The following is a 13,555-nucleotide window of genomic DNA, read 5'->3' on the forward strand; positions in this document are numbered from 1 at the left end:
AATTACACAGTATTGGGTAAAAAACTCACAAATAACTCTGTTCCAGATGGTTCAGGGCAAAGGAGCTGAAAGAAATGAAACAAGGAATTCATCCTGAATACCACAAAGTTATCTTTTTAGATACTACTACAAACTTTAAATTCTTAAGTGGTTCTACTAAAACATCTTCAGAAACTATGGAATGGGAAGATGGAAATGAATACCCAGTTATTCGTTTAGACGTATCATCTGATTCACATCCATTCTATACTGGCCGTCAAAAATTCGCTGCTGCGGATGGTCGTGTGGAACGCTTCAACAAAAAGTTTGGTTTCAAATCAAACAACAACTAAATTTGAATTTCAACTGTCTACGTATCCATATAGGGAATGTAGACAGTTTTTTTATTTTTTAACCCTTTATTATGTGAGTAGATTTTGTTTTTACTCAATTTGTTTGTAAAATGAGAGTATCGTCGTTTAATTTAGAATAATACTTTGAAAATGCATTTAACTACTCATAAAATATGATATAATTAAGCGATTATGTTTTGAAAAAGGTGGAACTCTCAATGTATGAAATGTACCATTCCGGATGGATTGAAACAATTACTGGAAGTATGTTTAGTGGTAAATCAGAAGAGTTGATTCGTCGTTTAAGACGAGGGATTTACGCGAAACAGAAAGTCATTGTTTTTAAGCCAGCTATTGATGATCGTTACCATAAAGAAAAGGTCGTCTCACACGATGGTAATGAAATTGAAGCGATAAATATTTCTACGTCAAGAGAAATTTTAAACCAAGATTTAGACAATGTAGACGTTATCGGAATAGATGAAGTGCAGTTTTTTGATGGTGAAATAGTAAATATTGTAGAACAACTGGCTAAAAATGGTCACAGAGTTGTTGTTGCAGGTTTAGATATGGATTTTAGGGGAGAACCTTTTGAACCTATGCCGAAATTATTAGCTGTTAGTGAACAAGTGACTAAATTACAGGCAGTTTGTGCTGTTTGTGGGTCACCTTCTAGCCGTACACAAAGATTAATCAATGGAGAGCCAGCTAAAATAGATGACCCAATTATATTAGTTGGTGCGAATGAAAGTTACGAACCACGTTGTAGAGCACATCATATTGTGGCTCCAAGTGAAAATGAGAAGGAGGAAATGTAGTGTTTGATCAATTAGATATAGTAGAGGAACGATATGAACAATTAAATGAGATGTTAAGCGACCCTGATGTCGTGAATGATTCAGATAAACTTAGAAAATATTCAAAAGAACAAGCTGATTTACAAAAAACTGTTGAAGTTTATCGTAGTTATAAATCTAAAAAAGAAGAACTTGAAGATATTGAAGAAATGTTAAAAGAAACTTCAGATAAAGAAGAAGTGGATATGCTTAAAGAAGAAAGTGCGTCTTTAAAAGCTGAATTACCTGAAATGGAAGAAGAACTTAAAATCTTATTAATTCCTAAAGACCCAAATGATGAAAAAGACGTTATCGTTGAAATCCGAGCAGCTGCAGGTGGTGACGAAGCGGCCATATTTGCTGGGGACTTGATGAGAATGTATTCTAAATATGCCGAAGCATATGGTTTTAAAACTGAAATTGTTGAAGCTTCTGAAAGTGACCATGGTGGTTATAAGGAAATTAGTTTTTCAGTATCAGGTAGTGGAGCCTATAGTAAATTAAAATTTGAAAACGGTGCTCACCGAGTTCAACGTGTACCAGAAACTGAATCAGGTGGCCGTATACATACTTCTACGGCAACAGTAGCTGTATTGCCAGAAGTAGAAGATGTTGAGATTGAAATTCGTAACGAAGATCTAAAAATTGACACGTACCGTTCAAGTGGTGCGGGTGGTCAACACGTTAACACAACTGACTCAGCAGTGCGTATTACCCACTTACCTACTGGTGTTATTGCAACGTCATCAGAAAAATCACAAATTCAAAACCGTGAGAAAGCGATGAAAGTCTTAAAAGCACGTTTATACGATATGAAGTTACAAGAAGAACAACAAAAATATGCGTCACAAAGAAAATCTGCTGTAGGTACAGGTGACCGTTCAGAACGTATCAGAACATATAACTATCCACAAAGTCGTGTGACTGATCATAGAATTGGCTTAACGCTACAAAAACTTGGTCAGATTATGGAAGGTAATTTAGATGAAATCATAGACGCACTTACTCTATCTGAACAAACTGAGAAATTGAAAGAACTTAATAATGGTGAACTATAAAGATAAACTTCAAGAGGCTATTCAATTAACATTAGATAAAGGGTATGAGCAGACTAGGGCAGAATGGCTACTGTTGGACCTTTTTAAATGGTCACGAACAGACTATCTTATCCATCGTGAAGAACAGATGTCACAAGCTGATTTAGCAAAATTTGACCTAGCTCTACATAGAATGTTGAGTGGTGAACCTATTCAATATATCGTAGGCTTTCAATCTTTTTACGGCTATACCTTCGAGGTAGATAATAATTGTCTAATCCCTCGTCCTGAAACTGAAGAAGTGATGCTTCATTTTCTAAATCAATGTCATCATCAAGATACAGTTGCCGATATTGGTACAGGAAGCGGTGCGATTGCTATTACACTTAAGTTGCTTAAGCCAGATTTAAACGTTCTCGCTACAGATTTATATGAAGATACACTGAATGTTGCACGCAATAATGCAACATTACATCAGCAAGAAATTCAATTTCTACAAGGAGACGCATTGAAACCTCTAATTGATAATAATATTAAAGTTGACGGATTAATTTCTAATCCACCTTATATTGATGAAGGTGAAGCAAGAGATATGGATGATACTGTACTTAAATATGAGCCTCACCATGCTCTGTTTGCTGAAAATGAAGGCTACGCCATCTATGAGGGTATTTTAAAAGATTTACCACAAGTAATGAAAGAACAAGGACATGTCGTGTTTGAAATTGGATATAATCAAGGCAACCAACTAAAAGCATTAATTAATTCTATGTATCCTAACAAGTTAGTCAAAGTTATTAGAGATATTAATGGTAATGAACGCATCGTGTCATTCAAATGGTAAAGAATTTATGAGATTATAATGCGTTTTTTTGTGAAATTAAATGTATCTTTATATGCGGATTAAGTTTTAAACATAATTAAAAATGAATGGGTGGAACTTCAACTTCAACAATAATGAACTGAATTGAGTTCCACTCTTTTTAAATTCATAATATAGATAAGAAAGAGGTGAAAATGGTGAATACTCAAATATGGGATCTTAGAAAATATGAAGAGAATGTAGTTAAATATCCTAAGTTAAACGAGATTAAAGAGACATTATTAAATGGTGGATTAGTAGCGATTCCTACAGAGACAGTTTATGGGCTTGGTGCGAACGCAAGAAATGAACATGCGGTAAGAAAAATATATGAAGCTAAAGGACGTCCTTCTGATAATCCTTTAATCGTTCATATACATCAAAGGGAGCAACTTGAAGAGTTTGTAGATGGAATTGATGAACGTGTTTCAAAATTAATGGATGCCTTTTGGCCTGGACCAATTTCATTTATTTTACCTCTTAAAACAGGTTATTTATGTGAAAAAGTGACAGGTGGATTAAACTCTATTGCAGTTCGTATGCCAAGTCATAAAATAGGGCGGGCGTTACTTCAATATATTGACGAACCTATAGCTGCACCAAGTGCCAATTTAAGTGGTAGACCTTCACCTACAAAGTTTGATCATGTTTTTCAGGATTTAAACGGAAAAGTGGACGGAATTGTTAATGGAGATCAAAGTGAAGAAGGTCTTGAGAGTACAGTGTTAGATTGTACTCAATATCCTTTTAGAATAGCACGCCCAGGTTCTATAACCACTTCAATGATAGAACAAGTTTTACCGGGGAGTATTCAAAAGGCTAATTATTTTGAAAAGGACAAACCTATTGCTCCTGGGATGAAATATAAACATTATTCGCCAGATACGCCACTAACAATTGTTGAAAATTTAACTCACAAAATTGATAATAATGAAAAATGGAATGATGTAGTATTTATTTTTCCTATTAGTATGAAATATTTATTGCCTGAGAATGCTCAATTTATTCCACTATGTGATGATGAGCAAGATATTAAAGGGGCAAACCATAATTTATATAGTGTATTGCACTCTATAGATAGCTCTAATGATATTAAACACGCTTATATTTATAGTTTTGAAAAAAAGGATCAGTCTGAAGCGATTATGAATAGAATGTTGAAAGCAGCAGGTAATGAAGTGATAGAAGGTGACGAATTATGAAATTAATATTTGTTTGTACAGGTAATACGTGTAGAAGTCCGTTAGCTGAAAGTATTGCTAAGAAATTGTTGCCAAACGATGACATTCAATCACGTGGTTTATTTGCTATGGAAGGACAAAAAATCTCTAAAGAATCATTACAATTGATTCATAGCCATCATCTACCTAAGCCTTCAAATGCTCAACAATTTACTTTGGAAGATTTAGAAGCAGATTTAATTCTCACAATGTCTCCTTCACATAAAGATTTAATTAAGTCTCAATACGGTCAATATTCAAATGTGTACACGATAAATGAGTATGCAGGTATTGAGGGGCATATAGAAGACCCATTTGGATGTTCTTTTGAAGTATATGAAAAAACTTTTCAAAATATCTACGATTTATTGAAAAAAATTGAAATGAATCGATAACAGAGTAAATTATATATAATTAGTATATGTTAAGCTTTAAATAAGTTATAATAAAGGGGTATAGCAAGTTTGCTATGTTCCTTTTTATTATATTCAAAGGGGTGGGTTTCATTGCGTGATTTACAAAAGCTACTTATTGAATTAAAAGATATGTCATTCTTTAAGAAAGGCGAATTGTGTATTGTCGGTTGTTCAACATCTGAGGTCATTGGCGAACGAATTGGTTCAGTTGGATCATTAGAGATAGCTAAAGAGATTTTTGATGCTTTGAAACAAATTGAAGAGGATACAGGTGTGTCATTTGTCTTTCAAGGATGTGAACATATTAATAGAGCAATCACGATTGAAAGAGCAGATTTTAACCCACTGTCTATGGAAGAGGTAAATGTAGTTCCAGATGTACATGCAGGTGGTAGTTTATCAACGTATGCCTACCAACATATGGATGATCCAATGGTTGTAGAACATATCAGTGTACCTAAAGGTATTGACATTGGCCAAACATTAATTGGTATGCATATCAAGCATGTATGTGTTCCAGTCAGAACAAGCGTTAAACAAGTTGGAGAAGCTATCGTTACCATAGCGACATCACGACCTAAGAAAATTGGTGGCGAACGTGCTAAATATCAATAATTTAATGAAAGAAGGGGAATTATTTATGTCTTACATTGAAAAACAGGATAAAGTGATTTTTGAAGCAATTCAAAAGGAGTATGACCGTCAAAATAGTAATATCGAATTAATTGCATCTGAGAATTTTGTGTCTGAAGCTGTTATGGAAGCTCAAGGTTCAGTATTGACTAATAAGTATGCCGAAGGTTATCCAGGCCGTCGTTATTATGGTGGTTGTGAATATGTTGATGTTTCTGAAACAGTAGCAATTGATCGTGCTAAAGCACTTTTTGGCGCTGAACATGTTAATGTACAACCTCACTCTGGTTCACAAGCCAACATGGCTGTTTATTTAGTTGCTCTTGAGATGGGAGATACTGTTCTAGGTATGAACTTAAGTCATGGGGGACATTTAACTCATGGATCTCCAGTTAACTTTAGTGGTAAGTTTTATAATTTCGTTGAATACGGAGTTGATAAAGAAACGGAATTAATTAACTATGATGAAGTACGCAAACTTGCACTAGAACATAAACCTAAATTAATTGTAGCGGGTGCCTCTGCTTATTCTAGAACTATTGATTTTAAAAAGTTCAAAGAAATTGCAGATGAAGTAGGTGCTAAATTAATGGTGGATATGGCTCACATTGCTGGATTAGTTGCAGCTGGTTTACATCCAAATCCTGTTGAATATGCTGATTTTGTCACTACTACTACACATAAAACTTTACGTGGCCCTCGTGGAGGTATGATTTTATGTAAAGAAGAATATAAAAAAGAAATTGATAAGACAATTTTCCCTGGAATTCAAGGTGGCCCACTAGAACACGTAATTGCAGCGAAAGCAGTAGCATTTGGAGAAGCATTACACAGTGACTTCAAATCGTATCAACAACAAGTGATTAAAAATGCTCAAGTTTTAGCTCAAACATTAATTGATGAAGGATTCAGAGTGGTTTCAGGTGGTACTGATAATCATTTAGTTGCAGTTGATGTTAAAGGTTCTATTGAGATTACTGGTAAAGTCGCTGAAGAAACTCTTGATAAAGTAGGTATTACTTGTAATAAAAACACAATTCCTTTCGATCAAGAAAAACCATTCGTTACAAGTGGAATTAGGTTAGGCACACCAGCTGCAACTACACGTGGATTCGATGAATCAGCATTCGAGGAAGTGGCAAAAATTATTAGCTTAGCTTTAAAACATACTGACGATGAAGCTAAACTTAATGAAGCTAAAGAAAGAGTGCACGCCCTTACTTCAAAATATCCATTATATGAATAATAGAGAAACACATTGGAGGAAATTATAAATGAGTAAAGTACATGTTTTCGATCATCCTTTAATACAGCATAAACTAAGTTATATTAGAGATGCTCATACCGGTACAAAAGAGTTTAGAGAACTAGTTGATGAAGTAGGTATGTTAATGGCTTATGAAGTGACTAGAGATTTAGAATTACAAGATGTTGAAATTCAAACACCTGTAACTAAAATGACAGCTAAACGACTAGCGGGTAAAAAATTAGCTATAGTACCAATTTTAAGAGCAGGATTAGGAATGACTGATGGTGTTTTAAGTTTAGTTCCTTCAGCAAGAGTAGGTCACATTGGCTTATATAGAGATCCAGAAACACTTAAAGCAGTAGAGTACTTTGCTAAACTACCTCAAGATATCGATGAAAGACAAATTATCGTTGTAGACCCTATGTTAGCGACTGGTGCTTCAGCAATAGAAGCCATTTCATCACTGAAAAATCGTGGTGCGAAAAATATTCGTTTTATGTGCTTAATTGCTGCACCAGAAGGTGTGGAAAAGATGCAAGAAGCTCACCCAGACGTAGATATTTATATCGCGACACTTGATGAAAAATTAAATGACAAAGCTTACATCACACCTGGATTAGGGGATGCTGGTGACAGATTATTTGGTACTAAATAATAGATTCGGAGACAGATAGTTTGATGAAAAAAATTATGACCATCTTCGGGACAAGACCTGAAGCTATTAAAATGGCACCACTAGTAAAAGCATTAGAAAAAGATGCTGAATTAGAACCCGTCGTTGTTGTTACAGCTCAACATAGGGAAATGCTTGATTCAGTATTAAATACATTTGATATAACACCTTGTCATGATTTGAATATTATGAAATCTGGGCAGACTTTGTCTGATATTACATCAAAATCGATGGTTCTTTTAGAAGAAGTAATTAAAAAAGAATCACCAGATATGGTACTAGTACATGGTGATACAGTTACTACGTTTTCTGGGTCACTAGCAGCTTTTTATAATCAATTACCTATTGGTCATGTTGAAGCTGGGTTAAGAAGTTATGATAAGTATTCTCCTTTTCCTGAGGAGATGAATAGACAAATGGTTGGGGTAATGGCAGACTTGCATTTTGCCCCAACTTTTAATGCAGCTAAGAATTTGCTTGATGAAGGCAAATCATCTAACAATGTGGTAATAACTGGTAATACAGCGATTGATGCTATGAACTATACAATTAATGATAATTATACTTCTCAAATCATCGATAAACATCGTAACAAGAAATTTATTTTATTAACTGCTCATAGAAGGGAAAATATAGGTCAACCTATGATTAACGTGTTTAAGGCAGTTAGAAAATTAATTGATCAGTATGAAGATTTAGCATTAGTATATCCAGTTCACATGAATCCGAGAGTTAGAGAACTCGCTGAAGCGTATTTAGGTCACCATGATCGTATAGAGTTAATTGAACCTTTAGATGTGATAGACTTTCATAATTTTGCTAAGCACGCTTACCTAATTATGACTGATTCTGGAGGAATACAAGAAGAAGCTCCATCTCTACATAAACCTGTACTCGTATTGAGAGATAGTACAGAGAGACCTGAAGGGGTAGAAGCAGGTACTTTAAGGGTTATTGGTACTAATGAGGACTCTGTTTATGAGGAAACTAAGCGTCTTTTAGACGATAAACAGCTTTATAAACATATGAGTGAAGCAAACAATCCCTATGGAGATGGGAATGCAAGTAATAGGATAGTAAATCATATTAAATATTATTTTGGATTAATTAGTGATAAACCCAATCATTTTGAAAAATAAAAAGTTTGTTACGTTACTTTTTGTGAATATTTTGTGACAAAAATGCCGTAAATTTTAACAAGACTTTGAATAGAATTGACACCATACAATAGGCTATATTATCATTTAGATTGTATGAGTGGAACGGTTTACATGATTGGTATAAGACACTCGGAGGCATATAGATGAGTCGTTTCTACATCATTTTTAAACAATATATCCAATATTATCTTTATCTCTTAATAGTATTAGGAATATTGTATCTAATTATACCCCGACCTTTTATTTTAGGATTAATGATAGGAACATGTGGTTCTTTGGTTAATACATACATCTTTGAAAGTTATTTAGCAAAGGCACAACAACAAGATGCTATACATATTTCAACGGGCAATATATGGAGATATCTTGTAGCAATCATTGCGTGTTTGTTATGGTTTTTCTTCAAAGACCACATCAATATCATAGGTGTATTAATTGGTTTAATGATTTCTTATATTGTAATCATATTGCGCCCTCTACTTAAAAGGGAGTAAAAATTAAATAAGAAAGAGGTGAGTTTATGGATCACAAATCCCCACTCGTCAGTTGGAACGTGTTTGGATTCGATATTGTCTTTAACATGGCAAGTGTTATGATGGTGCTCATTACGGCGATTTTAGTTTTTATCATAGCTTTAATATGCACGCGTAATCTTAAAAAACGACCAACTGGAAAGCAAAACTTCATTGAATGGGTATTTGATTTTGTAAGAGGCATCATAGAAAGTAACATGGCTTGGAAAAAAGGTGGAAACTTTCACTTCTTAGCAGTGACATTAATTTTGTTCATCTTTGTAGCCAATATGCTTGGTTTACCGTTTGCTATTGTTACTAAAGATCACTATCTATGGTGGAAATCACCGACAGCAGACGCAACGGTAACTCTTACGTTATCTACAACTATGATTCTACTAACGCATTATTACGGTATTAAAATGCGTGGGCCTAAAGCATATGCAGCCGGATACTTTAAACCTTTCTGGCCACTTGCAATCATTAATGTATTTGAGGAGTTTACATCTACATTAACTTTAGGTTTACGACTATACGGTAATATCTTTGCTGGTGAATTATTACTTGGTTTACTAGCAAGTTTACTTTTCCAACAACCAGCATGGGGTTGGATTATAAGTATTCCAGGATTAATCGTTTGGCAAGCGTTCTCAATATTCGTTGGTTCAATCCAAGCGTATATCTTCATCATGCTTTCAATGGTTTATATGTCACATAAAGTGGCAGATGGACACTAAATTAATTTAATAATTATATACAATTCTTAGGAGGAAAATTTATTATGAATTTAATCGCAGCGGCAATCGCAATTGGTTTATCAGCATTAGGTGCAGGTATCGGTAACGGTCTTATCGTATCTAGAACAGTTGAAGGTGTAGCACGTCAACCAGAAGCACGTGGTCAATTAATGGGTATTATGTTCATTGGTGTTGGTTTAGTTGAGGCTTTACCTATCATTGGTGTTGTAATTGCGTTCATGACATTTGCTGGATAAGACATATTAAGGCGAGGCCTGTACAAGGCTATCGCCGTTCGTTTTGTTTTTTATAGCTTAGTGATTATATCTACGAAAGGAGTGTCATGAGCCCGTGACTGCAACAGCTAATATGTTCGTTTTAGGTGCAGGAGTCGAATGGGGAACAACAATTGTTACACTTGTCACATTCGTAATTCTTCTTGCGCTATTGAAGAAATTTGCTTGGGGTCCATTAAAAGAAGTAATGGACAAACGTGAGCGAGACATCAATAAAGATATTGATGATGCTGAACAAGCTAAAATTAACGCTCAAAAACTTGAAGAAGAAAACAGAAAGACACTTAAAGAAACTCAAGATGAAGTTCAAAGAATCTTAGACGATGCTAAGGTTCAAGCACGTAAGCAACATGAAGAAATTATTCATGAAGCTAATGTAAGAGCTAACGGCATGATTGAGACTGCTCAAAGTGAAATTAACAGTGAAAAAGAACGTGCACTTGCTGATATTAATAATCAAGTATCTGAACTATCAGTATTAATCGCATCTAAAGTTCTTAGAAAAGAAATTTCAGAGCAAGATCAAAAAGATTTAGTTGAAAAGTATTTAAAAGAGGCAGGGGATAAATAATGGTAAAGGTAGCAAATAAATATGCCAAAGCATTATTTGATGTCTCTAATGATACAAATCAATTAGATGTAGTTTATGAAGATTTAGAAACAATCAGCCATTCATCTTTCGACTATAATAAAAGTTTAAAAGCAATTGATAGTAATCCTTCATTAACAGCAGATGAGCGTAAATCATTCGTTAATGAAGTATATAGTGGTGCAAATCAATACGTCGTTAATACGCTAAAAGTTTTAGCTGATAATCGTCATTTATCATTAATTGAAGATGTATTTAGAGCTTTTCAAAGTTTATATAATGCGCATCATAACCAAGACTTTGCAATTGTAGAATCTACTTATGAATTAAATGAAGATGAATTAGCAAGGATAGAACAATTGATTAAAGATCAAACACATTTATCTAGAGTAATTGTTAGCACTAAAATCAATCCAGATTTAATTGGTGGATTTAGAGTTAAGGTCGGCACAACTGTTATGGATGGTAGTGTTAAGAATGACCTTGTTCAATTACAAAGAAAATTTGAAAGAGCTAATTAATATTTAAAGAGGAGTGACATAGATGGCCATCAAAGCTGAAGAAATCAGTGCATTACTTCGCTCACAGATTGAAAATTATGAGTCTGAAATGTCCGTAACTGATGTTGGTACTGTACTTCAAATTGGTGACGGTATCGCATTAATTCACGGATTAAACGACGTTATGGCTGGTGAGCTAGTAGAATTCCACAACGGCGTATTAGGTTTAGCACAAAACCTTGAAGAATCAAATGTTGGTGTGGTTATTTTAGGACCATACAACGATATTAGTGAAGGTGACGAAGTTAAACGTACAGGCCGTATTATGGAAGTACCAGTTGGAGACGAATTAATTGGAAGAGTCGTTAATCCACTTGGTCAACCTATTGATGGACAAGGTCCTATCAATGCAACTAAAACACGTCCAGTTGAGAAAAAAGCAACTGGTGTTATGGATCGTAAATCAGTTGATGAACCATTACAAACAGGTATCAAAGCAATTGACGCTTTAGTACCAATTGGTCGTGGTCAACGTGAGTTAATCATTGGTGACCGTCAAACTGGTAAAACAACTGTTGCTATCGATTCAATCTTGAACCAAAAAGATCAAGATACAATTTGTATTTACGTAGCTATTGGTCAAAAAGATTCAACAGTACGTGCAAATGTTGAGAAATTAAGACAAGCAGGCGCTTTAGATTACACAATCGTTGTTTCTGCTTCTGCAGCTGATCCAGCACCATTACTTTATATCGCACCATATTCAGGTGTAACTATGGGTGAAGAATTCATGTTTAATGGTAAACATGTTCTTATCGTATATGATGATTTAACTAAACAAGCAGCAGCTTATCGTGAATTATCATTATTATTACGTAGACCACCAGGTCGTGAAGCTTACCCAGGTGACGTTTTCTACTTACATAGTAGATTATTAGAAAGAGCAGCGAAGCTTAATGATGAATTGGGTGGCGGTTCAATCACTGCTTTACCTATTATTGAAACGCAAGCTGGTGACATTTCAGCTTATGTCCCAACAAACGTTATTTCAATTACTGATGGACAAATTTTCTTACAATCAGATTTATTCTTCTCTGGTGTAAGACCAGCTATTAATGCTGGACAATCAGTATCTCGTGTTGGTGGTTCTGCTCAAATTAAAGCTATGAAGAAAGTAGCTGGTACGCTACGTTTAGACTTAGCTTCTTATCGTGAGTTAGAATCATTCGCACAATTCGGTTCTGATTTAGATGAATTTACTGCTCAAAAATTAGAACGTGGTAAACGTACTGTTGAAGTATTAAAACAAGACCAAAACCACCCTCTACCAGTTGAATATCAAGTTTTAACAATTTATGCATTAACTAAAGGTTATTTAGATGATATTCCAGTAGAAGATATTACTCGATTTGAAGACGAATTAAACCACTGGGCAGATGCAAATGCAACTGACTTATTAAATGAAATCAGAGAAACTGGTGCATTACCAGATGCTGATAAATTTGATTCTGCTATTACAGAATTCAAAAAAGGTTTTAGTAAATCAGAACAATAATTCTTAATTGAAAAATTGTAACTGCAAATATGAGAGTACATTTTCAACGTTAATACTCTAATTAAAAAAGGTGGTGAGATAATGGGCTCTCTAAAAGAGATTGATAATCGAATAAAATCGACTAAAAAGATGAAGCAAATCACTAAGGCGATGAACATGGTTTCTAGTTCTAAATTGCGTAGAGCAGAAAAGAATACGAAGCAGTTCAGACCTTATATGGAAAAAATGCAAGATGCTATTACTGCAGTAGCAGGTGCTAATAGTTCTTCTAACCATCCTATGCTTAAAGCTAGAGATGTAAAACGTAGTGGTTATTTAATCATTACTAGTGATAAAGGACTTGCAGGTGCTTATAGTACAAATGTATTAAAACGTTTAGTGAATGATATTAAAGCGAAACATAATGACAGTAGTGAATACAGTATTATTGTTTTAGGTCAACAAGGTGTTGATTTCTTTAATAATAGAGGTTATGAAATCGAAAGTTCTTTAGTTGACCTTCCGGATCAACCTTCATTTAAATCAGTTCAAGCGATTGCTAAGCACGCAATTGATTTATATAGCGAAGAAAATATTGATGAATTGACAATTTATTATAGTCACTATGTTAGTGTTCTTGAAAATAAACCAACAACTAAGCAAGTATTACCATTATCTCAAGAAGATTCTAGCCAAGGTCATGGTCAAATGTCATCTTACGAATTTGAACCTGACAAAGAATCTATTTTAAGTGTTATTCTACCGCAGTATGTCGAAAGCTTAATCTATGGAACTATTTTAGATGCTAAAGCAAGTGAACATGCTTCACGTATGACTGCAATGAAAAATGCTTCTGATAATGCGACTGAACTTATTGATGATTTATCATTAGAATATAATAGAGCGAGACAAGCAGCGATCACTCAACAAATCACTGAAATTGTTGGTGGTTCAGCAGCTCTTGAATAA

General features: G+C 34.4%; 17 protein-coding genes. All 17 read left to right on the plus strand.

All coding sequences use genetic code 11. From position 1 onward, the window contains the following. Nucleotides 1–74: 74 nt before the first annotated feature. The 17 genes from HMPREF2642_RS05300 (at nucleotide 75) to atpG (ending at nucleotide 13,555) form a co-directional block, all read left to right on the plus strand. Nucleotides 75–332, plus strand: a complete 258-nt coding sequence (locus tag HMPREF2642_RS05300) for a type B 50S ribosomal protein L31 (protein WP_002435494.1) — start codon at nucleotides 75–77, stop codon at nucleotides 330–332. Nucleotides 333–550: 218 nt separating this feature from the next. Continuing rightward, nucleotides 551–1,150 carry a thymidine kinase gene (locus HMPREF2642_RS05305; RefSeq protein WP_049427269.1) on the plus strand — a complete coding sequence of 200 codons (600 nt, stop codon included), beginning with the start codon at nucleotides 551–553 and terminating at the stop codon, nucleotides 1,148–1,150. Then, complete coding sequence (gene prfA / locus HMPREF2642_RS05310; protein ID WP_002435511.1) at nucleotides 1,150–2,226, plus strand: peptide chain release factor 1; 1,077 nt, start codon at nucleotides 1,150–1,152, stop codon at nucleotides 2,224–2,226. The genes HMPREF2642_RS05305 and prfA overlap by 1 nt, the downstream gene beginning before the upstream one ends. After that, complete coding sequence (gene prmC, locus HMPREF2642_RS05315) at nucleotides 2,213–3,049, plus strand: peptide chain release factor N(5)-glutamine methyltransferase (RefSeq protein WP_049427271.1); 837 nt, start codon at nucleotides 2,213–2,215, stop codon at nucleotides 3,047–3,049. Before prfA ends, prmC begins: the two co-directional genes overlap by 14 nt. Nucleotides 3,050–3,225: 176 nt before the next feature. Further along, nucleotides 3,226–4,269: an L-threonylcarbamoyladenylate synthase gene (locus HMPREF2642_RS05320; RefSeq protein WP_002435873.1), complete on the plus strand. Its 1,044-nt coding sequence runs from the start codon at nucleotides 3,226–3,228 to the stop codon at nucleotides 4,267–4,269. Further along, entirely contained in the window at nucleotides 4,266–4,682 is a 417-nt protein-coding gene (locus tag HMPREF2642_RS05325; RefSeq protein ID WP_002435769.1) for a low molecular weight protein arginine phosphatase, read from the plus strand. The genes HMPREF2642_RS05320 and HMPREF2642_RS05325 overlap by 4 nt, the downstream gene beginning before the upstream one ends. Nucleotides 4,683–4,793: 111 nt before the next feature. Further along, nucleotides 4,794–5,318 (plus strand): TIGR01440 family protein, encoded by a 525-nt coding sequence (locus tag HMPREF2642_RS05330; protein WP_037551281.1) that lies wholly within the window; start codon nucleotides 4,794–4,796, stop codon nucleotides 5,316–5,318. A gap of 25 nt (nucleotides 5,319–5,343) precedes the next feature. Continuing rightward, entirely contained in the window at nucleotides 5,344–6,582 is a 1,239-nt protein-coding gene (glyA, locus tag HMPREF2642_RS05335) for a serine hydroxymethyltransferase (RefSeq protein ID WP_002453713.1), read from the plus strand. A gap of 28 nt (nucleotides 6,583–6,610) precedes the next feature. After that, the gene (gene upp / locus HMPREF2642_RS05340) at nucleotides 6,611–7,240 is read left to right on the plus strand and encodes a uracil phosphoribosyltransferase (RefSeq protein WP_002435776.1); all 630 of its coding nucleotides are present in this window, start codon (nucleotides 6,611–6,613) and stop codon (nucleotides 7,238–7,240) included. A gap of 23 nt (nucleotides 7,241–7,263) precedes the next feature. After that, nucleotides 7,264–8,397, plus strand: a complete 1,134-nt coding sequence (wecB, locus tag HMPREF2642_RS05345; RefSeq protein WP_049427274.1) for a non-hydrolyzing UDP-N-acetylglucosamine 2-epimerase — start codon at nucleotides 7,264–7,266, stop codon at nucleotides 8,395–8,397. A 164-nt stretch (nucleotides 8,398–8,561) separates the two neighbouring features. Then, entirely contained in the window at nucleotides 8,562–8,912 is a 351-nt protein-coding gene (locus HMPREF2642_RS05350; protein WP_002453711.1) for an ATP synthase subunit I, read from the plus strand. A 26-nt stretch (nucleotides 8,913–8,938) separates the two neighbouring features. Then, nucleotides 8,939–9,667 (plus strand): F0F1 ATP synthase subunit A, encoded by a 729-nt coding sequence (gene atpB, locus HMPREF2642_RS05355; protein WP_002453710.1) that lies wholly within the window; start codon nucleotides 8,939–8,941, stop codon nucleotides 9,665–9,667. Nucleotides 9,668–9,711: 44 nt separating this feature from the next. After that, complete coding sequence (gene atpE / locus HMPREF2642_RS05360; protein ID WP_001048816.1) at nucleotides 9,712–9,924, plus strand: F0F1 ATP synthase subunit C; 213 nt, start codon at nucleotides 9,712–9,714, stop codon at nucleotides 9,922–9,924. A gap of 94 nt (nucleotides 9,925–10,018) precedes the next feature. Beyond that, nucleotides 10,019–10,534 carry a F0F1 ATP synthase subunit B gene (locus HMPREF2642_RS05365; protein ID WP_002435523.1) on the plus strand — a complete coding sequence of 172 codons (516 nt, stop codon included), beginning with the start codon at nucleotides 10,019–10,021 and terminating at the stop codon, nucleotides 10,532–10,534. Beyond that, entirely contained in the window at nucleotides 10,534–11,073 is a 540-nt protein-coding gene (locus HMPREF2642_RS05370) for a F0F1 ATP synthase subunit delta (RefSeq protein WP_049427279.1), read from the plus strand. The genes HMPREF2642_RS05365 and HMPREF2642_RS05370 overlap by 1 nt, the downstream gene beginning before the upstream one ends. 22 nt (nucleotides 11,074–11,095) lie before the next feature. Next, on the plus strand, nucleotides 11,096–12,607 hold the full coding sequence (gene atpA / locus HMPREF2642_RS05375) for a F0F1 ATP synthase subunit alpha (protein ID WP_002435859.1): 1,512 nt from the start codon (nucleotides 11,096–11,098) through the stop codon (nucleotides 12,605–12,607). 81 nt (nucleotides 12,608–12,688) lie between these two features. Then, the gene (atpG, locus tag HMPREF2642_RS05380) at nucleotides 12,689–13,555 is read left to right on the plus strand and encodes an ATP synthase F1 subunit gamma (protein ID WP_002435866.1); all 867 of its coding nucleotides are present in this window, start codon (nucleotides 12,689–12,691) and stop codon (nucleotides 13,553–13,555) included.

Source organism: Staphylococcus sp. HMSC055A09 (assembly GCF_001809655.1).
Classification (GTDB): Bacteria; Bacillota; Bacilli; order Staphylococcales; family Staphylococcaceae; genus Staphylococcus; species Staphylococcus capitis.